Below are 20,179 nucleotides of genomic sequence, written 5' to 3' on the forward strand. Positions count from 1 at the left end.
TATCTATTATATCATATTAGCTAAGCTTTGTCAAGACTTTTCTTTGTGAATTCTTTATGAATTCGTTTGAACTCTTTTGTGAAGTTCTTCTTGAGCTATTCCTCAGGTCTCTCCTGTTCTCCCGAACCTTTTACCTTCGTTTCGCTTCTTTCTTTATCGCTCTCTCGAGGCGACTTGTTTATTTTATCACTTTTATGCCTTTTTGTCAACCCCTTTTTTCGCTTTCTGCTTTTTTTACACTTTATTTCCCTTTTCTTATCTCTTTTTGTCCATTTTGCTTTGCTCCTTTGTTCTTTTGATACAAAAAGTGACAACTGAGCGACGCTCAGTTGTCACTTTGCTCGGAGTTTCCTCTGTTTTGTGTTAATGATTTACTCGGTATGGCTCCGCCATTCCTCACTCCTCATTTCTCATTAATCTTACCGTTTCCGCCATTAATTCTGCCGCTTTCTGCTTTTTCTCCAATGTCACTGCAAAATACGGCTTATCTCCGTCAAAGAAACGTATCCTATTCTTATAAGCTCCATACAACGCTTGTATCTGCTCCACCTCTGCGGTTTTCACAAAGAACAGCACCTTATCCCCTCTTTGTGTTATTTCTTTTATGCCAAGCTTTGAAGCAGTATTTCTCGTAAGTGCAACGTTCACCAATCCCAGCACTGATTTCGGTGGGTCGCCGTATCTATCTATAAGCTCGTCGATAACGTCCCTGGAATCCTCCTCATTGCCTATGGAAGCTATCTTCCTATAGCAATCTATCCTCTGTGACAGATTTTCTATATAATGGTCAGGTATAAATGCGTCTATGGATATATCCACCAAACAATCCTCAGGTGACGGTGGCAGAGCCTCTCCCTTTTGTTCAGCTATAGCCTCATTTAGAAGTCGCAGATACATATCATATCCCACCGCTTCCATATGTCCATGCTGTTTACCGCTGAGTATAGAGCCTGCACCTCTTATTTCAAGGTCACGCAACGCTATCCTGAAACCTGAGCCGAACTGTGTGAACTCTCTTATTGCATCAAGCCTTTTTGCCGCTACCTCCGTGAGTACCTTGCCACGTCTGAAAGTGAAGTACGCAAAAGCACGGCGGTTTGATCTTCCCACACGTCCACGGAGCTGATAAAGCTGTGAAAGTCCTAATCTGTCAGCGTCCTCTATTATAAGTGTATTTACATTCGGCACGTCAACACCCGTTTCGATTATGGTGGTGCAGACAAGGATATCTATTTCTCTGTCACAAAGCTGCCGCCATATTTCCGACAGTTCCTCCTCGGGCATTTGTCCGTGTGCGAACGCTATCCTTGCGTCAGGGAGCATTTCCTGAAGCTTATTTGCGGTCATCATGATAGTTTCCACCCTGTTGTGGATATAGTACACCTGACCGCCACGTCGCAGTTCCTTGCTTATGGCCTGCGCTATAACGCCCATATTATGCTCTATAACATAGGTCTGAACAGGGTGTCTGTCCATAGGCGGTTCCTCTATGACCGACATATCTCTGATACCGCTCATTGCCATGTTAAGCGTTCTTGGTATCGGGGTAGCCGAAAGTGTAAGCACATCAACGCCCTTGAAAGTTTCCTTGAACTTTTCCTTATGGGCAACACCAAAACGCTGTTCCTCGTCTATGATAACAAGGCCCAAGTCCTTGAACTTAACGTCTTTCTGCACAAGCCTGTGTGTGCCTATGATAAGGTCGATAGTGCCACGGTTAAGCTCTCTTATTATCTGCTGTTGCTCCTTTGGTTTTCTAAACCTCGACAAAAGCTCCACCTTCACTGGGAAATGCTCAAACCTTTTTATCGCCGTCTGATAATGCTGCCATGCAAGAACAGTTGTTGGCACAAGTATAGCCACCTGCTTGTTATCGAGCATACACTTGAACGCCGCACGGAGAGCCACCTCCGTTTTGCCGAAGCCCACATCTCCGCAGAGAAGTCTGTCCATTGGGGACGGCTTTTCCATATCCGTCTTTATCTCCTGTATAGATCTTAACTGATCGTCAGTTTCCTGATAGTCGAAACGCTCCTCAAAATCCGCCTGCCAATCGTTGTCAGGGGAAAAAGCAAAACCCTTTGCCATTTGTCTTTGAGCATAAAGCTTTGTAAGCTCCTCCGCCATATCCTTTACGGCAGACTTTACCTTGTTTCGTGTCTTTGTCCACTCCATAGAGTTGAGCTTATTAAGTTTCACTGCCCCGTCATCTCTAGGACCTATATATCTTGACACAAGGTCAAGCTGAGTAACGGGCACATAAAGCACGTCCGTGCCTGCATATTTTATGGTGATATAATCCTTTGTTACACCGTTCGTTTCTATATTTTTTATTCCTGAAAATCTGCCTATGCCGTACATAGCGTGAACAACAAGGTCGCCTGTCTGTATATCCGAAAGGCTTTTTATCTCTTCTCCTGCCTTGTGACGGGATTTACGCTTCTTTGCACTCATGGCTTTCATCTGAGTGATAGCCGCACAGCCTATGTCAGGATAATCAAAGCCACCTGACAGACAGCCCGTGCGCAGGTATACTTTACCCTTTATTATCTCGCTGTCCTCAGTGAGGATCTCCGCAGAGATGCCAGCATCATTAAGGTCTTTATTTATAATAGGAAGCGTCTTTTCCGAGCCTGCCAGCACAACAGTGCAATACCCCTGAGAGCAGAGATTTTTCAGTTCTTCTTCAAGATTGATGATATTACCGCCCCAAGCCGCCGTTTGTCGGCAGTCGGTATTGATAAGCTTTTTGAACTTCACGCCGTTGTTAGAGCGCATAAAGCTGTCAAGAAACACCGACTTCATTTGTGTTATTTTTAGTTCCGCTTGCGGTATATCAAGATAAAAGCCCTCCAGCTTTCTGAAAAGTATGCCGTCCTCATAAAGAAGCTTCATATCCTCTGAAAGCTGAGCAAGAGCCGCCTTGCCCTTTTCGATACAGTTGGTATACTCCGACACAAGGCAAACACCGCTCTCAAAGTAATCAAACACTGTTGTGAGCTTGTCATAGCACACAGTATAATACTTATCAAGATTTGTGAGGGTTATACCGCTCTGAGCCGTTTCTATATCCCTTGAAATATTCGTTCTTATCTTGTCGGTGCGGTTTCCACGGACAGACTTTGACAAGGCTTCAAGCTTTGCCACAAGGTCATCAGTGTCAGGGAAAATTATCTCCAAGGCAGGGAAAACCGTTATCTCGTCTATTGGGTCGGTACGTCTTTGGCTTTCGGGGTCAAAGTATGATATAGAGTCAACCTCGTCGCCCCAAAGCTCTATTCTCACAGGACGTGACTCCTGCACAGGGAAAATATCGGCGATAGAGCCTCTCACAGAAAACTGCGCCTGACCCTCCACCTGATCTGTTCTTGTATAACCGCCTGCAAGAAGCTTGCTTGTAAGCTCCTCAAGGCTCAGTTCGCCCCCTGTTTTTATCTCGAAGGAAAACTCTTTCAGCTTATCCTGCGGAATAGTTCCCTGCAAGCAAGCTTCCATACTTGCGGCGATTATCTTGCATTTGCCCTGAGTGATGAGAGAAAGAGCTTCCAGTCTTTTATGCTCATATTCTCTTGAAACGCCCTCCATGTATGCAAAGTTCAGATCCTTTGCAGGAAAAACGCAGGCAAGCTGTTCCCCTGCCATTTCGTTTATATCCCCTGTCATTCTAATGGCAGACGCCTCGTCGTCGCATATAACAAGGCAAGGGGAAAGCCTGCTGAGAGCCATTGCGGTCTGAGCCTTGTGTATATTTGAAACGCCCGTGACCGCACAAGGGGTAAAACCTTTGAGCAGGCAGTTTTTCACATCTTTATAAAAGCCAAGACGGCTCGCCATTTCATAAAAAATATTCATCTTGCTGTTCTCCAAAAAAATATGCTTAATTGAACTTGTTCATAGCCTCGTTTATCTTGCCCTGCACCATAAGCTCCACAGCCTCGCAGGTGTTTTTATCCACATCAGAAAGCTTTTTCATTTCCTCGTCAGTGAATCTTGAAAGCACCCAGTCAGCCAAGTTGTAATCAGGGTGAGGCTTTTTGCCCACGCCTATTTTTACCCTTGGGAAATCCTGACCGCCGCACAGTGCGATAATGCTTTTTATGCCATTGTGACCGCCAGCCGAACCGTTTCTGCGTATCCTCATTTTGCCCACGTCAAGTGAAATATCGTCATAGACCACGACAACATTTTCAAGCGGTATATCATAAAAGTCCATAGCGTCGCTGACAGCCTCACCACTATTGTTCATGAAAGTTTCAGGCTTCATGACAAGACAGCTTTTTCCGCCTATAACGGCACGTTCCACAAGAGCCTTGAACTTATGTGTATTCACAGAAAAGCCGTATTTCTTTTCCATAGCCGCCACCGCAAGAAATCCTGCGTTATGGCGAGTATTCTCATAAGCCACGCCGGGGTTTCCAAGCCCCACGATAATATACTCAGGCTTGCCCATAGCCGTTTCCCTCTCGGCAGACAATTTCTTCAATTTCTCAAATATATCCATTGTAAATTCTCCTATCTTTTATAATATGTCAGCCTCGACAGCTTATTCTATCCACGCACAATAACCCCGTCTTTATGCAAGACGGGGTATAAACAAAAGCCGACATTTTACTGTCGGCTTTATTATAGCATATGAGATTTTGTTTGTCAAACGAAAAATGAATAAAATCAGCATATCGTAAGAAAAGGCAGGATATTTCTCATAACATAATACAAAGGCAGGCTTCCGAGCAAAACACCTAGAAGCACATAGCTCCTAGGAAATATCCTGACCTTTTTACCAAAAGAATATAACACCGCTTCCACATAAAACATTCCTGCAATCATAATAAGCATTGGCACGGTTATATTATATCCCAAAGCTTCCAAAACATGACCTTTAAACAATGCTTTGATACATCTTGTGTTTCCGCAGGCAGGGCAAAGATAGCCCGTGCTTTTGTAAAAATAACATTCAGGGAAAAATCTGCTCAGCCACACAAGCTTTTGTCTGAGGGCAAAAATGACAACAGCTAACAACGGCACAATGACCGTTGTTAGCCTGCAAAGGTGTATTTTGCTTTTCATTAGCTATTTAAACGCTGACTGAAGCTCTGAGATCATAGAAGCTCCAAGACCAATAGCAATAATTGTAGGTACGATACTTACAATGCTTGTAACAAGACCTGCTATTGCCATGCCTTTTCCGCCCTTATTGCCTTTCAGGGAAACTGCCGCCAGTATCAATCCTACAACAGCGCATGGGATAGACACATAATAAAAGCAACAGCTCAAACACAGCGCAACGATACCTAATACCATTGACGCTATCGCTAATCCGCTTGACTTATTTTCTTCCATTTTCAACACTCCTTAAAATCTTCTTTACACCTATCCATACAATAAAATTCTACAGCTTTTCTTAGTACCTATAAGTGCTAACATATACATAATAACACATAAATATGGTAAAGTCAATAGTACCGAATGGTACTAAAACATTTTCTGCAAAATTACCAAAAATGAGGGTAGATTTTTATGTATTTTCCAAGATTAAGGGATTTGCGAGAAGATAAGGACATGAACCAAACGCAGATAGCAAAGCTTCTTTTCACAAGTCAAACTGTTTATTCACGCTATGAACGGGGCGTTCTCACTATCCCCGTAGAACACCTCCTTATACTAGCCGACTTCTATGGCGTATCCACCGATTACATCCTCGGGCGGACAAACAACAAAAAGACCAACAAATAAAGACCCTGCCTCAACCAAAGACAGGGTCTTGCTTATATTTGGGTATATTACTTCTCCTCAGACTTGCCGTGGATAGCCTCGAACTTTTCTGTTCTCGCCTTGAGCTTCTTCTCAGCGTAGCCCTCTTTGATAGTCTCTCTGCCACGCTCGATAGCAAGTGCGTTGTCAGGGATATCAGTTGTGATAGTAGAGCCTGCCGCTGTGTATGCGCCCTTGCCGACTCTTACAGGTGCAACAAGGTTTGTGTTACAGCCGATGAAAGCATTGTCCTCGATAACAGTTCTGAACTTCTTGTCGCCGTTGTAGTTTACTGTTACAACGCCACAGCCGAAGTTTACATTTGAGCCGACGTCAGAATCGCCGATGTATGTAAGATGTGCCACCGCTGTGTATTCACCGATAGTTGAGTTCTTTATCTCCACAAAGTCGCCTATCTTCGCACCCTTCTTGATGTGTGAATTAGGTCTGAGCTGAACATAAGGTCCTATCTTAACGTCGTCCTCGATAACGGACTCGTAAGCCTGAACATTGTTGAGGTTTACGCCGTTTCCTACAGTTGTGTTCTCTATTATGCAGTTGTTGCCGATATTGCAGTTTTCACCGATAGTGGTGTTTCCTCTAAGTATAACTCCGCTGTGTATCTTTGTTCCATGACCGATAGTAACATTGTTTCCGATAGAAACACCGTCTGTGCAGCAGAACTCGATACCCTCGTCAAGCCACTTTCCTATTATCTCATATCTTGCGATATCATTGAGTGCAAGCAGACCACGTCTGTCATTTGCTCCAAGCGCAACATGAGGATTTGCAGAAATAAATGCGTCAGCCTTTTTGCCCTTTGCAATAAGCAGCTCGATGCAGTCTGTAAGATAATACTCGCCCTGAGCGTTCTCAGGCTTTATGTCAAAAAGAACTTCCAGCAGATCAGCCGTCTTGAACCAGTAACAGCCTGAGTTTATCTCAGTGATAGCAAGCTGCATAGGTGTGCAGTCCTTGTGCTCAACTATTCCTGAAATGCCATTCTCAGTGCGGATTATTCTGCCGTAGCCTGTAGGGTTCTCAACTCTTGATGTAACAACAGTTACGCCGCAGTCCTTTTCAGTATGAAGCTCCAGCGCACCTTTGATAGTTTCTGCGTCGATAAAAGGAGCGTCGCCGCAGAGTATAAGTGTGTTCCCTTCAGCGTGAGCTTTAAGGAAATCAGCCGCCTGCATAACAGCATGACCTGTGCCAAGTCGCTCTTCCTGCATAACAGTGCAGATTTTAGCCTTTGACTTTCTCTGTGCAAGATAATCCTCTATCTGCTGGCCCTCGTAGCCTTTTACAACGCAGATATCGTCAAGCTCTGCATTCTCGCAGGCTGTCAGCACCCACTCCAGCATAGGCTCGCCGATAACATTGCACAAAGCCTTTGGCATATTGGTCTTCATTCTCTTGCCCTGTCCGCCGGCAAGAATAATAACATTGTTCTCCATAATACAAATTCCTTTCAGATACGTCCCACAAAATAAGACTTGGCACTTTCGCACCATTTCCTTATTATTATAATACGGTTGGGATAAAAAGTCAACAGTTGGTTCATATTTTATCGCAATTTATTCTTTTGCTTGACAACATATTGCGACACTGCTATAATAAAATGTGTAGTTATCATGTTCATATATTGCAGTTTTTTTCTGCTTCAGATATGGGGGAAAATATATGCAGAAACAATTCTATCCTGTTATAGGAACTGAAAAAGCTCTGCCATTTTATATCATCGGCATAGGCGTGAGCTGCTGGCAGTTTCCTGTCAGCAGACCGGAGGGCTATGATTATCCTCAGCTTTTCGTCTGTCTTGAGGGCGAGGGTGAGGTAACGGTAGACGGCAAGACCGTAAAAATAATGCCTGACAGCATTTTCTATATACCACCGCACTGTCCCCACGAATATAGAGCCACGACTCATTCATGGTATCTTGACTGGGTGTGCTTTGACGGCAAACAGGCTCTCGAACTGCTGAAAGAATGGGATCTTAACAAATTTCATGTTTTCTTAAACTGCGGCGCAGAGCGTATGCACAAACTTTTTGACAGCGCATATTACACCATAAAAAGCGACAAGGCATACGGCAACTATTATGCCTCCGCACAGCTTTACGATATGCTTCTTGAATACCGCAAGCTTTCAGACGATAAGTTCCCATACAAGAGCCGTGTAAATTCTGAAGCCGTCGCAAAGGTCATGAAATACACCGAGGAGAATTATTCAAAGCCTATAAAGCTCGCAGATATGGCGGCTGTGGCTGGGGTATCAGAACAGCACCTTTGCAGACTTTTCAAGAAAAATTTCAGCATAAGACCAATGGAATATTTAAACACAGTGCGCATAAGCCACGCAAAGGAGCTTCTTACCTACTCCTCAAAGACAGTTGCGGAGATAGCTTCGGAAACAGGCTTCAGCGACAGCTCGTATTTTTATGTTGTATTCAAAAAGCACGAGAACATTTCGCCTGCTGAATACAGGAAGATAAAGGCATAAGGTGGCAATAAATATGAAACAAAAATATATCTATTCCTTTTCTCAGATAGAGGATGAGGTTAAAGCTTTGCATGAAACCAATACTGAGGCTGCAGCAGCCGTTGCCCTTTCATGGCTGGGTCTGAGCCGTGATGAGCTTAAAACACTCAGGGTATCAGACTACAACAGCACAATGCGAATGCTCCACTCTGCAGGCAGAGTGGTGTACGTCCGTGAAGATCTTATAGCAGATATGCTTAAAGCTATATGCGAGGAGGCTCCTGAATACAGCATGGGCTTTTTCATCACAGACGTGAACTCTGCATACGAAGCCGCAGAAAAGCAGGAGCTTTCCCCTATCAGCGTGCTTAAAATGAGATACTTCTACGAAAAGCACAGTGCAAAGCTTTCAAGAGAACCTGAGGACAGAGTATTTCTCAAAGAGATACTGCGCTCAGTCGGCGAAAGCGAAGCTGATATGGAAAAGCAATTCGCCGAATACGAAAAGGACGCACCTGAAAAAATATAGGGCATTAAATAAATTAGATACTGTAAAATCACATCATAAAAACGGGCGAACGCTGTTCGCCCCTACGATTTGCGTAAATACGCTGTTTATATGTAGGGGCGACCTGAGGTCGCCCGTTGATTTTTTATACACCAACAAAAAAGAGCAAAACCGAGGTTCTGCTCTTTTGTAAACTATTCTATTAGTCTATCAGATCGAAATTAGATAGAAGAATGGCTCTTTACATAGTCAACAACAGCGTCAACAGTTGTGTAAGCAAGACCTACGCAAGTGTCAGCACAGCCGTAGTAAATAGCAATTCTGCCTGTCTCAGCGTCGCAAAGTGTTGCGCATGGGAATGTTACGTTCTGAACATCGCCTACGCACTCATAGATCTCTCTTGGGTTGATGAGATACTCGCCGCATCTGTACTTAACCTTCCATGGCTGCTCCTTGTCAAGGATGCAAGCTGAGAAGCTGTATACAAAGCCGTTGCAAGACTCAAGAACACCGTGATAGAAGCAGAGCCAGCCCTCGTCTGTCTCTATTGGAATAGGACCTGCACCGATCTTCTTGGACTCCCAGCCCTTGAGAGGCCCCATAACGTGTCTGTGCTCGCCCCAGTACTTCATGTCAGGTGACTGTGAAATGTACATATCACCGAATGGTGTGTGACCTGAGTCAGAAGGTCTTGAGAACATTACATACTTGCCGTCGATCTTTCTTGGGAAGAGTACGCCGTTTCTGTTGAATGGGAGGAATGCGTTCTCGCACTGATAGAATGTCTTGAAATCATATGTATAGCCTACGCCGATAGTTGGCTTCCAGCCGTATGCATTACACCATGTTACCCAATATCTGTCCTCGATGAAGCATACTCTTGGGTCATAGCCGTAGCCCCACTGATTTACTTCTTCTGTAGACTTTTCAGCCTGCTCGAACATGATCCTTGTAGGGTTGATGTTCCAGTGAATACCGTCCTCAGAGAAACCAGCATGGAGAGCCATGTTTCTTTCCTTATCGTCAACACGGAATACGCCTGCGAACTTGCCCTCGAAAGGAACTACCGCACTGTTGAAGATAGAGTTTGATGTAGGAAGAAGATTTCTAGGAATGATAGGGTTTCTGTTATCTCTCCAGATCACTTCATTGCAGTCAGCCGGCTTATCCTGCCAAGGCATATTTGGGATAGCCTGTCCGTTGATTACTTTAACGCTCATGTTAAAATCCACCTTTCATAATATAAAAAATACTGAGGCTGACCGTCAGGTCATGCCCTTGTTTTTATTCTTCCCCCGAATAGAAATGCGAAACTTTTCCCGCTTATTCAAGGCGATATCATTCGGCTTACCTTATCGGTAAAATGCCGCTGTTATTATTAAAACACACTTTCAGAAAAATTTCAAGCCCCTATTTTTGCTGAAAACGTTTAAAATTTATATGTAAACGTATTCTTCTTAAATTTAACATTTTATTAACAGTTTGCTTGGTTTCATATTTTTGCATCGCACTAAAAATATGCGACTTTATCCGCCTGCACGTCCGTTCTCCGCCCAATCCATGATAAAAATGAAATATCAGGCAGTATTTTGAATGTATATTATAAAAGTTGCCCATAATGGTCATATTAGCATAAGCATATTCGTGCAAGTTTCTGATTTTTTGCAAGAATAGAAAAAAGCACTTGCAAAAACATTGAAAAGGGTATACAATATAAGTAAGGATATCGGATACGTTCGGCAGAGTGCGGCGAAAGTCGGGATTTGCCGAATTGTTCTGTATAATAGTGTACTATAATTTATAATTTACAAGTGGAGGACATTGATATGAAACTAACAGAAATGTCTGCAGAGGAACTGGCATCATTCAAAGCAGAAGTCCAGAAAAAATATGACGATTTCAAGGCTCAGGGATTGTCGCTGAACATGGCAAGAGGAAAGCCGTCTGCCGAACAGCTCGACCTGACAGAGGGTCTGCTCACAGCAGTAAAGAGCAGCGAGGATTGTTTCGCTGAGGACGGCACAGATTGCAGAAACTACGGCGGTCTTGACGGTCTGCCTGAGGCTAAGGCACTTTTCGCACCAATGCTTGGCGTAACACCTGATGAGCTTATCATTTGCGGAAACTCAAGCCTTAACATCATGTATGACACTATCGCAAAGTTCATGCTTTTTGGCACAGGCGACGGTGAGAAGCCTTGGAAGGATACAAAAGTCAAGTGGCTCTGCCCTGTTCCGGGATATGACAGACATTTTCTTATAACAGAAAAAATGGGCTTTGAGCTTGTAAACATTCCAATGGACAAAAACGGTCCTGACATGGATATGGTAGAAAAGCTCGTTGCTGAGGACGATACTATAAAGGGTATATGGTGTGTTCCAATGTATGCTAACCCTACAGGCACAACATACTCTGACGAAGTAGTAAAGCGTCTTGCAGCCATGACAACAAAGGCTAAGGACTTCAAGATATTCTGGGATAACGCATATTGTATCCACCACCTTTCTGATACACCTGACACACTTCTCAACATTCTTGACGAATGTGAAAAGGCAGGCAACCCTGACAGAGTTTATATGCTCGCCTCTACATCAAAGGTAACATTCCCTGGTGCAGGCGTTGCAATGATAGCGTCATCTGAAAAGAACATCAAGTACCTCAAATCCATGATGACAGTTCAGACTATCGGTTATGACAAGATAAATCAGCTCCGCCACGTTAAGTTCTTCGGCACATATGAAAACCTTATGGAGCATATGAAGAAGCACAGAGCTATAATCGAGCCTAAGTTCAAGATAGTTCTTGACACTCTCGAAAAGGAGATAGCACCTCTGGGAATCGGAAGCTGGGAGAAGCCAAACGGTGGTTACTTTATAAGCTTCAACGCTCTTAACGGCTGTGCAAAGAGAATTTGTCAGCTTTGCAAAGAGGCAGGCGTAGTCCTCACAGGTGCAGGTGCAACATACCCTTACGGAAAGGACCCTGACGATTCAAACATCAGAATTGCTCCTACATTCCCGCCTGAGAGCGAGCTTAAAGTTGCAGCCGACGTGTTTGCTACAGCAGTTAAGCTTGCAAGTGCAGAAAAGCTTCTTGCAGAATAATTCAACTAAGTCAAGATAACAATACTCTCTATATAAAAAAGCGATGACCTTGCAAAAGGCTCATCGCTTTTTTGTTTGCCTATAAAGCAAAAGCGGTATCGACCTCCTAAAAGGTCATACCGCCCGCTATGGTAAGGAAATTAAAATGGAAATAAAGCTTATTCTTTTACAGCTCCCGAAACAAGTCCGCTGTAGATGTACTTTTGCAGTAAGAGGAATATAATAAGAGTCGGAATGATACAAATTACGATTCCCGCAAAAACTACCTCCCACTGTACAGAAGTGGCATTCATAAGATTGTAAAGCACAGTTGAGATAACAACGTGGTCATCATCAGGCATATAAAGCTTTGGAGTGTAGAAATCGTTATAGATACCAACGAACTTGATGATAAGCACTGTTGCTATTGCAGGCTTTAGGTTAGGGAGAATTATGCTGAAGTATACCCTTGGATAAGAAGCACCGTCCATAATAGCACTTTCGTCCAGAGAATATGATATCTGTCCCAAAAACTGAATGAAAATATAGATAGAAATAATATCTGTACCGATATTCAAAATGATAGGTGCAAGCATAGATCTGTAAAGACCAAGCTTGTAAACTATCTGGAATACCGTTACCTGCATTGTGATATTAGGCAGAAGCGTTGCAATAAGGAACGCTGTCTTTACTGTTCTTGAAAAATAGGTGTTGAAGCGCTGAACGACATAAGCCGTCATCGTACCTGTTATTATCGAACCAACGCAGGATACAACAATGATTATAGCCGTGTTTTTGAATGCAAGAAGAATGTTCTGTGTAAAAAACGCTGTCTTGAAGTTCTCCCACTGAGGCACTTCAGGAAGAGTGAACACCGTGGTGTTTGAAAGCTCTTTGTAGGTTTTCAGCGAGCCTATGAGCACAACAAGTATCGGTACTATTACTATAAGACAACAGAGTATAAGAAAAGCATACTTGAAAATGTTCAGTACCCTTGAGCCGATATAAAGCGGCTTTGAATCTTTGTTTTCATTCTGTGCCATTATTTCACAGCCCCCTTTCTGCTCCTTTTGTTCTCCTTAGGGGTCTTGTCGTCCTCACGGAAGAAGTATTTTTGTATAAACGTTACGATTATCGTTATGATAAGCAGCACGATACCCATTGCCGAAGCAAGACCCACCTTTTTCAGCGAGAACGCTGTGTTGATAGTCTTGATAACGAATGTGGTAGTGCCCATCATGCCCTTTGTTGTGATATACGGTATCTCGAATACTGAGATAGCACCCTTTACAGCAAGGATAAGCTGCAATGAGATGATAGGCTTTATGCTCGGGAATACGATATATCTGAAATTCTGCCATGGGTTCGCACCGTCAAGGTCAGCCGCCTCGTAAAGGTCAGGGCTGATAGACTGGATAGCACCGATATACATGATGATATCAAAGCCTATGTATTTCCATATGGAAATGAACACCAAGCAGCAGTTTGCAAGAAACGGCCTGTCAACATCGAACCACAGTATCGGGTCAAGGCCCAGTGTGGTAAGGATAGTGTTGAGCGTTCCGTCAGGGGTAAGACCCTTTTGACCTTTGAGGAAAAATCTTTGGAATATGATAGATACCGCAACGCCGTTCATAAGATAAGGGAAGAAAAGTATTCCCTTGAAAAGTCCCTTTGCTCTTATCTTTGAGCAGAGGATAGACGCCAGCAGCAAAGCCAGTGCCTGCTGAATGAATGAACCAACAAGATAATAAAGGCTGTTCTTGAAAGTTTCAAGATAGTCCTTGTCGGTGAATATCGTTACATAATTTGAAAAGCCTGCATATGTAGGGTTAGTGCCGTATGGATCTCTGTTCTGAAAACTGAATATGACCATATCCAGAGCAGGGATAAAGGTAAACGTTACAAGCAGGATTATCGGCAGTGCAAGAAACAGTATAGAAGTATAGAACTTTTTACCCGCATAAGTCTTTGACCACTGTGCAATGCCTTTTCTATTGCCGTTTTGCATTTGAGGTCCTCCTGAACACAATTATCAGGCACAGGAACAATGCCTGTACCTGATAAGGGATTTATCTTAAGTCTTAGCCGAGAACTTTATCTCTTGCAGCAGCCCACTTCTTGTTTACATCAGCGATGATCTCGTTGAAACCGTCGTCGCCCTTGCCTGCGAATGCTGCCTCAGCAAGCTTGATCTTGAAGTTGTCCTCGTCGCCCTGCCATACGCCAACGCCTGACTCCTTGTCGATCTCGTCGAACTTACCAACGAGGTCATCCGGAGCAACAGCCTTTTCAAAGAATACAGCGTCCTTGAAGCCAGACAGCATGCTTGGAAGCTCCTTGTTCTGAACTGTTGAGATCATACCCTCCTGCTCAGAGAAACCTGAATCAGAGATGAACCACTCAACATATGCCTTTGCAAGATCCTGATTCTTGGAGTTTGCACTTACGCCGAGAGTATAGTCAGGACCTTCCTCTGCGTATACCTTTCCGTCAGCCGCTGTGACAGGAACAGGCATATAACCGATATCGTCAGGGTTCTCAGCCTTTTCCATGAACTGTGAAACTGCCCATGAACCCATTACCATTGTAGCTATCTTGCCCTCACCGAACCATACCTTTGATGACTCCCACTCTGTGTTAGCGTGGTCTTCTTCAAGAAGGTCAGGCTTTGAGAACAGATCATACATCAGCTTGTATACTTCATAATAGCCGTTGCCCTCTACAAAGAGGTCGCTCTTATCCTGAAGAAGCTTGTTTTCAGCTTCAGCACCGCCTGCTGCTGAAAGAACAAGGTTCTGCCACTGAGTAATAGTCCAGCTTGCGTCCTTGAAGTTTGTGTAGTAAGGGATAGCGTCTGTGTTATCCTTGATGAGCTGAAGATCTGCAAGGAACTCGTCAGGAGTCTTAGGAGTTTCTGTTATACCAGCCTGCTCCCATATCTTCTTGTTGTAAAGAACACCTGTAGCTGTTCCGCCTACTGCAAGTCCGTAAACATTGCCGTCAGCCGTCATCTTCTTGTCTGACCAGCGATATGTGTCCTTGAACTCGTCATAAGTTCCGAGAGATACGAAATATGTAGGAAGTTCCTCAAGCTTAAGGCTTGAAGGGATACAAAGAACATCGCCGTAATCATCTGTACCCATTCTTGTTGCTACATCTGTATCGTAGTCCTTGTATGCAGTGTATTCAACTGTGCAGTTGTAAGCTTCCTCAAACTTGTCTGTGAGAGCGTCGAGCTTGCCGTCCTCTTTTCTGTCAGTTCTGTTCGTAAGAACTTCCAGTTTTGCACCCTTTGCGTCGAATGAGTCTTTGATATCAGCCTGCGATACTTCAGGTGTAACAGCCTTGCTGCTTGAATCTGTAGAGCTTCCGCAGCCTGTGAACGCACTCATTGTTCCCATTGACAAAACCAGTGCCATTGCACCGGCACATATCTTCTTTGCTTTCATACTTGATAACCTCCGAATTAGCTTAATTTAATTAAGTAAATTAATTTGTCTTTAACGACAATATTAAGTATACAGCCTAAATAAAATTAAGTCAATATCTTTTTAGAAATTAATATCTTTTTAATCTCAATTTTGTAAACAAACATAAACTTTAAGACCTGAATTTTAGCAATATGCACAAAAAAGTGGCGACAGTCTTAACAAAGACTGTCGCCAAGATCAGACAACCGACACAACCAACGGGGTCATGTCGCAAACAATAGAAAATCATAGATTAGAAAGGTGCACTTAATAAGTACAGGTATATTATAACTTAAAATTACTCATTTGTCAATAGCAAAATAAAAAAAGATCAGCAACCGCCATGCTGATCCTTTTGTTATATTCGCTAATAAAACACCTATATTCTCTTCACAGAGTCCTTTATAACGAGGTCGCCCTCGATAGTTATTATCCTTGGCTTGCCGTCAGGTTCTTCCATTCTATCCATAAGTGTCATTACCGCAAGGTCTGCCATATAATCTGCGTCAACGTTTATAGTCGTGATAGTCGGGTCTGAAACTTCGGAGATCAAATAGTTATCATATCCCACAATGGAAATATCCTCAGGCACGTTATATCCCATGCCACGGAGCTGTCTTATTGCACGGTAAGCCACCTCGTCGCAGTTGCATACGAAAGCCGTTGGCATATCGTCCTCAGGGAAAGTCATAGTGATAAAATCACGCTTGTAACGATCGTCGATACGCCACTTTTCGTTGACCTCATAGCCATGCTCTATCATAGCCTTTACATAGCCCATATATCTGTCAAAAATACTCGTTGTGGCAAATTTACTTCCTATGTATCCTATCTTCTTGTGACCCATTTTTATAAGATATGAAGTAAGCTTGTAGCCTCCGCTGTAGCCATTTGTCACAACAGCGTCCAAGTCTAAGGACGGCACATAATAATCAAGCAGTACAAGATCTTTCACATTGTCATTAAGAAGCTTTGCATAATCCTTTGAAAGCTGTCCCAGTGAAATAAGTGCTGAAACCTGCTTGTCCTCGATACAATGCGGGAGCATGAGCCTGTCCTCGTCCTCCTGATCTAAATTTTCCATTATGCAGAACATATTCTCTTTTTTGAGCCTTGTTACAAGAGCGTTATACAATGCCCAATAAAATGAACCGTTAGGATTGATGAATTTTGATGGGATAAGCACACCGATAGTATTTCCTCCCCTGTTCTGAGTGCTTTTCACGCCCACATAACCCATTTCGTCAGCGACCTGCTTTATCTTCTCTCTGAGAGCATCGCTAACTCCGCTTTTTCCTGCAAGGGCTTTTGACACAGTGACATTACTTGTGTCACAGGCTTTGGCTATATCTATAAGTGTAACTGCTTTCTTCAAAATTCTCACCGCTTTTTCTTCTTAATGAACTCCTTAAAATAAACTCTGATAACATTCTCATTCAATTATATCATTTTATGACATAAAGTCAATAGAATATTGCAAAATCTCACATTTACACAAAAACGCAGGCCAAAATCAGTTGATAATGCTCTCAACAGGAGCGTTATCCCTCTCTCTTTGCAGTCTTTTTCGCTCAATGAGTTTTCTTATTATAGTGCAGATGAGCAGAGCCGCTGATATGACAGCAACACCTATTATAGGATAAAATCTCCACATATATTCCTTATCCATATTCTGCAAAGACTGATCTACAGCCGAATTGCTCAGCTTGTCCTGTATCCTTTTTATAAGATATCCGCCCGCTTTAAGAAACGATATCATGCCCCCAAGGCTAAGTATAAAGGAAACGATATATTTTTTGAAAAACGCAAACAATATTCCTGCAAACATGACAACAACGCCTGCCGCCATTGCCCACAGCACCCACTTTGGCGGAACGGGCTCTATATACTTGCCCATGATGCCCACGATAGTTACACCGCCGTAGAAAAATCCCGAATACGCAAACGGCACTATCATAAGAAGCTTCAAAATAAGATAATAAACAGGCTCACCGTTCGGTTTTGTGCGTTTCGCCTTTTTCATCATCTTTTTCGCCGAGCGGCTCTGCCTTTCTCTGGCTTCCTCACGCTCTCTCTGTTCTTCAAGCTCCTCTTCTTTTCTGAGCCTGTCCTGCTTTTCTTTCTGTGCTTTAAGTCTGTCTTTTTTTGACATAATGTACCTCTTTTATGTATTAAAATATTATCGTATCATAGTTTTCTCATCAGATATTTTATTATATCATAGTATGCCACGAAATTCAACACATACAAATGAAATTTTCTTCCTTTGCACTGTTAAGAAGGCAGAATAAAATTGAAAAAGGCTTTCCAAGACAAATAATACTTATGCCGACGACTGAATTAAATTTCTAGACAGGTCAACAATAAAAGCGAAAAGAAAAACAGAAAGGAACGTGAAAAAATGTCGTCATTTTTCAAAAAAACAGCCTGCGTCACAGGGATAATACTGCTGGGGCTGTTTGGTCTTATAGGATTTTATTCCACAACGCTCCCCAATTTCTACCTTGTTTCAAAGGGCAGCGAGCTTAGCGTGAACTCCTTTTTCACCATATCCTCAAAGCCCTGCGAAAGCAAGGTGACAGTGGCGGTGTCAGGCGGTTCGTCAGGAGCGTCACGATACACAAAAAATATGCTCATGCTTTTTGGGGCAGTGCCAGTCAAGGAGGTTGAATCAAAGACAATGGAAAGACCAATGCTTTATCCTTGCGGACAGCCATTCGGCATAAAGCTTCTCACAGAGGGCGTAATGGTAGTCGATCTGCAAAAGGTGGATTCTTCAAGTCCTGCCAAAGATTGCGGTATCAGAGAGGGCGATGTTATAGTATCTATCGACGGAGAAAAAGTCAAAAGCAACGCAGACGTTGCAAAGATAATAAGAAGCTCAAACGGTGAAGCCTGCTCAGTGCGCATAAAGCGTGGAAGCAACGACCTGACCTTCAAGCTTTGCCCACGCCTTGAGAGCGGAAGCTACAAAGCGGGAATGTGGGTGCGTGACTCCTCCGCAGGCATAGGCACTCTCACATTCTATGACCCTGAAAACGGAACTTTCGGAGGTCTTGGTCACCCCGTATGCGACGCAGACACAAAAGAACCCCTCCCCCTCTCCGCAGGCACAGTTGGCGAAATAAACCTTACAGGCTTCAACAAGTCACGCTCAGGCTGTCCGGGACAGCTTTTAGGCGAGTTTGCAAACTCCGCCTCCACAGGTGATATCCTGAAAAACTGTGAAAGCGGCGTGTTCGGCACACTGAATGCAAACCCTTGCCCAAATGCAAAAGAGTTTCCTCTCGGCTTCCGTCAGGAGATACACCCCGGCAAAGCCAAAATACTCTCCTCTATTGACAATGACGGGCCAAAAGAGTACGAAATTTCTATCGAGCAGATAAATCTCTCAGATTCTGCCGAGCATGACCTTGTTATCAAAATAACTGACAAGACACTTCTTGAAAAAACAGGGGGCATTTTGCAGGGCATGAGTGGCTCGCCTATCATTCAGGACGGAAGACTCGTGGGCGCAGTGACCCATGTTTTTATCGAAGACACCGCCAAAGGCTACGGTATCTTCGCTGACGAAATGTATTCAAAGACCTCAGAGCTTGCCGAAAGCACCATAGAAAACGCAGGTTAGCGACCTTTGCCGATCGCTGTCGATTTATGAAAAGGCTTTGCATAGAGAAAAATATCATCTACAGTCGAACAATGCTTAATTATCTTGTTTTGGCATATTCATGCACTGATATTTGTACACTTTGCATTAATTAGTCGATAATTTGTTGACGATTTTTCTAAAAAACTATTGCATTTAACAAATAAATGTGTTATCATTTATCTTGTGAAAGGGAGTTAAAACAAACGCTCTCAAACAAAAATGACAGATTATACGACGGAGGAAATGACAATGACAAACAAGATCAAAATTCTTATTGGCGACGATTCGGCACAGTACGGGGTAGCATGTGCTTCCTCACTGAGAGCAATGGGCTTTTTCGTGATAACACGTCCCAAGGACGGACTTACTATCTATGACGCTATCAAAAACGAACAGCCGGACGTTGTTATCGCAGACGCAGTTATGCCGAGTCTTGACGCAATCGAGCTTATCAGAAAGATACAGAACTCGTCCTATCAGAAACCGCTTTTTATAATTACAAGCGCCTATGAGAACTCATTTATAGAAACACAGGTCATGAACGCTGGAGCATCATATTTCATGCTCAAACCATTCGACATAAAGATACTTGGCGAGAGGATAAAGTCCATGCTGGATATCGACACCGATATATCCTCCGACTCAAGCTATACGAAAAACAAACAGAGCATAAACCTTGAGATAATCGTCACAGACATAATCCATCAGATAGGCGTACCTGCCCACATCAAGGGCTATCACTATCTCAGGGAAGCTATCATACAGTCCGTGAACGATAAGGAAATGCTTGAAAGCGTTACAAAGCTATTATATCCTGCAGTGGCAAAAAAATTCGCAACTACGCCCTCCAGAGTGGAAAGAGCCATACGCCATGCCATTGAGATAGCATGGGACAGAGGAGATATCGACACCCTCAACAGTTTCTTCGGCTACACAATAAACACAGGCAAGGGCAAGCCCACAAACAGCGAATTTATCGCACTTATCGCAGACAAAATAAGTCTTAAATTCAAGACCACCATGGCGGTCTAGGGGTCATAAGTCATATATACAAAAAGAGCAGAACGCATTTTCACGTTCTGCTCTTTTGTTACTTGTTGATAAATGTAGGGGCGAACAGTGTTCGTCCGTCTTTGTTCGCCTGCTAAATTTGCAATAAGACAAACTTTTTCGCTTTGGGTGTGACGTTGCATTTCCGAACACAGGCGACCTCAGGTCGTCCCTACACACAAAA

18 protein-coding genes are annotated in these 20,179 nt (G+C 43.3%); 6 read left to right on the forward strand and 12 right to left on the reverse strand.

The genetic code is table 11. The annotated features are described in order from the left end of the window. Positions 1 to 95: 95 nt before the first annotated feature. The 5 genes from AB5Z01_RS07285 to AB5Z01_RS07305 all read right to left on the reverse strand — a co-directional run bounded on the left by AB5Z01_RS07285 (position 96) and on the right by AB5Z01_RS07305 (position 5,340). Positions 96 to 314 carry a hypothetical protein gene (locus AB5Z01_RS07285; RefSeq protein WP_368365414.1) on the reverse strand — a complete coding sequence of 73 codons (219 nt, stop codon included), beginning with the start codon at positions 312 to 314 and terminating at the stop codon, positions 96 to 98. Positions 315 to 396: 82 nt separating this feature from the next. Further along, positions 397 to 3,852 (reverse strand): transcription-repair coupling factor, encoded by a 3,456-nt coding sequence (gene mfd / locus AB5Z01_RS07290; protein ID WP_368365415.1) that lies wholly within the window; start codon positions 3,850 to 3,852, stop codon positions 397 to 399. A 25-nt stretch (positions 3,853 to 3,877) separates the two neighbouring features. After that, positions 3,878 to 4,501 carry an aminoacyl-tRNA hydrolase gene (pth, locus tag AB5Z01_RS07295; RefSeq protein ID WP_287215699.1) on the reverse strand — a complete coding sequence of 208 codons (624 nt, stop codon included), beginning with the start codon at positions 4,499 to 4,501 and terminating at the stop codon, positions 3,878 to 3,880. A gap of 167 nt (positions 4,502 to 4,668) precedes the next feature. Further along, positions 4,669 to 5,067, reverse strand: coding sequence for a DUF2752 domain-containing protein (locus AB5Z01_RS07300; protein WP_287215701.1), 399 nt, complete (start codon positions 5,065 to 5,067; stop codon positions 4,669 to 4,671). Positions 5,068 to 5,070: 3 nt separating this feature from the next. Next, a complete protein-coding gene (locus AB5Z01_RS07305) occupies positions 5,071 to 5,340 on the reverse strand; it encodes a DUF4190 domain-containing protein (RefSeq protein ID WP_117893984.1) in 270 nt (89 codons plus the stop codon). A gap of 177 nt (positions 5,341 to 5,517) precedes the next feature. On the opposite strand from AB5Z01_RS07305, the gene AB5Z01_RS07310 reads away from it, so the two are divergent. Beyond that, the gene (locus AB5Z01_RS07310; protein ID WP_368365416.1) at positions 5,518 to 5,733 is read left to right on the forward strand and encodes a helix-turn-helix domain-containing protein; all 216 of its coding nucleotides are present in this window, start codon (positions 5,518 to 5,520) and stop codon (positions 5,731 to 5,733) included. 47 nt (positions 5,734 to 5,780) lie between these two features. On the opposite strand, the gene glmU is transcribed toward AB5Z01_RS07310, so the two are convergent. Beyond that, entirely contained in the window at positions 5,781 to 7,208 is a 1,428-nt protein-coding gene (glmU, locus tag AB5Z01_RS07315) for a bifunctional UDP-N-acetylglucosamine diphosphorylase/glucosamine-1-phosphate N-acetyltransferase GlmU (protein WP_117865601.1), read from the reverse strand. 226 nt (positions 7,209 to 7,434) lie between these two features. On the opposite strand from glmU, the gene AB5Z01_RS07320 reads away from it, so the two are divergent. After that, entirely contained in the window at positions 7,435 to 8,253 is an 819-nt protein-coding gene (locus tag AB5Z01_RS07320) for an AraC family transcriptional regulator (RefSeq protein ID WP_038670292.1), read from the forward strand. Positions 8,254 to 8,266: 13 nt separating this feature from the next. After that, a complete protein-coding gene (locus AB5Z01_RS07325; RefSeq protein WP_332008629.1) occupies positions 8,267 to 8,761 on the forward strand; it encodes a hypothetical protein in 495 nt (164 codons plus the stop codon). Between the two features lie 200 nt (positions 8,762 to 8,961). On the opposite strand, the gene AB5Z01_RS07330 is transcribed toward AB5Z01_RS07325, so the two are convergent. Beyond that, entirely contained in the window at positions 8,962 to 9,960 is a 999-nt protein-coding gene (locus AB5Z01_RS07330) for a glycoside hydrolase family 130 protein (RefSeq protein WP_022288676.1), read from the reverse strand. Between the two features lie 606 nt (positions 9,961 to 10,566). Between AB5Z01_RS07330 and AB5Z01_RS07335 the strand changes: the two genes are divergently transcribed. After that, positions 10,567 to 11,844: an aminotransferase class I/II-fold pyridoxal phosphate-dependent enzyme gene (locus AB5Z01_RS07335; RefSeq protein ID WP_368365417.1), complete on the forward strand. Its 1,278-nt coding sequence runs from the start codon at positions 10,567 to 10,569 to the stop codon at positions 11,842 to 11,844. A gap of 158 nt (positions 11,845 to 12,002) precedes the next feature. On the opposite strand, the gene AB5Z01_RS07340 is transcribed toward AB5Z01_RS07335, so the two are convergent. The 5 genes from AB5Z01_RS07340 to AB5Z01_RS07360 form a co-directional block, all read right to left on the reverse strand. Beyond that, on the reverse strand, positions 12,003 to 12,866 hold the full coding sequence (locus AB5Z01_RS07340) for a carbohydrate ABC transporter permease (protein WP_081855888.1): 864 nt from the start codon (positions 12,864 to 12,866) through the stop codon (positions 12,003 to 12,005). Then, positions 12,866 to 13,834, reverse strand: a complete 969-nt coding sequence (locus tag AB5Z01_RS07345) for a carbohydrate ABC transporter permease (RefSeq protein WP_022288679.1) — start codon at positions 13,832 to 13,834, stop codon at positions 12,866 to 12,868. The genes AB5Z01_RS07340 and AB5Z01_RS07345 overlap by 1 nt, the downstream gene beginning before the upstream one ends. A gap of 73 nt (positions 13,835 to 13,907) precedes the next feature. Beyond that, a complete protein-coding gene (locus AB5Z01_RS07350) occupies positions 13,908 to 15,275 on the reverse strand; it encodes an ABC transporter substrate-binding protein (protein ID WP_287215711.1) in 1,368 nt (455 codons plus the stop codon). A gap of 400 nt (positions 15,276 to 15,675) precedes the next feature. Beyond that, positions 15,676 to 16,671, reverse strand: a complete 996-nt coding sequence (locus AB5Z01_RS07355; RefSeq protein ID WP_278645454.1) for a LacI family DNA-binding transcriptional regulator — start codon at positions 16,669 to 16,671, stop codon at positions 15,676 to 15,678. A 138-nt stretch (positions 16,672 to 16,809) separates the two neighbouring features. Next, a complete protein-coding gene (locus AB5Z01_RS07360; RefSeq protein WP_022288682.1) occupies positions 16,810 to 17,448 on the reverse strand; it encodes a hypothetical protein in 639 nt (212 codons plus the stop codon). Between the two features lie 249 nt (positions 17,449 to 17,697). On the opposite strand from AB5Z01_RS07360, the gene spoIVB reads away from it, so the two are divergent. Then, positions 17,698 to 18,924 (forward strand): SpoIVB peptidase, encoded by a 1,227-nt coding sequence (gene spoIVB / locus AB5Z01_RS07365; protein ID WP_368365418.1) that lies wholly within the window; start codon positions 17,698 to 17,700, stop codon positions 18,922 to 18,924. 270 nt (positions 18,925 to 19,194) lie between these two features. Next, positions 19,195 to 19,977, forward strand: coding sequence for a sporulation transcription factor Spo0A (gene spo0A / locus AB5Z01_RS07370; protein ID WP_022288684.1), 783 nt, complete (start codon positions 19,195 to 19,197; stop codon positions 19,975 to 19,977). The last annotated feature ends 202 nt before the right edge of the window (positions 19,978 to 20,179 follow it).

Origin of the sequence: Ruminococcus sp. RTP21359st1_H3_RTP21359_211015 (assembly GCF_040909065.1) — a bacterium.
GTDB classification, from domain to species: Bacteria; Bacillota; Clostridia; order Oscillospirales; family Ruminococcaceae; genus Hominimerdicola; species Hominimerdicola aceti.

Bases quoted from the DNA above. Each gene is read 5' to 3' on its own strand.
- glmU (WP_117865601.1), bottom strand. From the start codon at position 7,208: ATGGAGAACAATGTTATTATTCTTGCCGGCGGACAGGGCAAGAGAATG.
- AB5Z01_RS07340 (WP_081855888.1), bottom strand. From the start codon at position 12,866: ATGGCACAGAATGAAAACAAAGATTCAAAGCCGCTTTATATCGGCTCA.
- AB5Z01_RS07325 (WP_332008629.1), top strand. From the start codon at position 8,267: ATGAAACAAAAATATATCTATTCCTTTTCTCAGATAGAGGATGAGGTT.
- AB5Z01_RS07305 (WP_117893984.1), bottom strand. From the start codon at position 5,340: ATGGAAGAAAATAAGTCAAGCGGATTAGCGATAGCGTCAATGGTATTA.
- AB5Z01_RS07300 (WP_287215701.1), bottom strand. From the start codon at position 5,067: ATGAAAAGCAAAATACACCTTTGCAGGCTAACAACGGTCATTGTGCCG.
- mfd (WP_368365415.1), bottom strand. From the start codon at position 3,852: ATGAATATTTTTTATGAAATGGCGAGCCGTCTTGGCTTTTATAAAGAT.
- spoIVB (WP_368365418.1), top strand. From the start codon at position 17,698: ATGTCGTCATTTTTCAAAAAAACAGCCTGCGTCACAGGGATAATACTG.
- pth (WP_287215699.1), bottom strand. From the start codon at position 4,501: ATGGATATATTTGAGAAATTGAAGAAATTGTCTGCCGAGAGGGAAACG.
- AB5Z01_RS07320 (WP_038670292.1), top strand. From the start codon at position 7,435: ATGCAGAAACAATTCTATCCTGTTATAGGAACTGAAAAAGCTCTGCCA.
- AB5Z01_RS07360 (WP_022288682.1), bottom strand. From the start codon at position 17,448: ATGTCAAAAAAAGACAGACTTAAAGCACAGAAAGAAAAGCAGGACAGG.
- AB5Z01_RS07345 (WP_022288679.1), bottom strand. From the start codon at position 13,834: ATGCAAAACGGCAATAGAAAAGGCATTGCACAGTGGTCAAAGACTTAT.
- AB5Z01_RS07330 (WP_022288676.1), bottom strand. From the start codon at position 9,960: ATGAGCGTTAAAGTAATCAACGGACAGGCTATCCCAAATATGCCTTGG.
- AB5Z01_RS07310 (WP_368365416.1), top strand. From the start codon at position 5,518: ATGTATTTTCCAAGATTAAGGGATTTGCGAGAAGATAAGGACATGAAC.
- AB5Z01_RS07350 (WP_287215711.1), bottom strand. From the start codon at position 15,275: ATGAAAGCAAAGAAGATATGTGCCGGTGCAATGGCACTGGTTTTGTCA.
- spo0A (WP_022288684.1), top strand. From the start codon at position 19,195: ATGACAAACAAGATCAAAATTCTTATTGGCGACGATTCGGCACAGTAC.
- AB5Z01_RS07335 (WP_368365417.1), top strand. From the start codon at position 10,567: ATGAAACTAACAGAAATGTCTGCAGAGGAACTGGCATCATTCAAAGCA.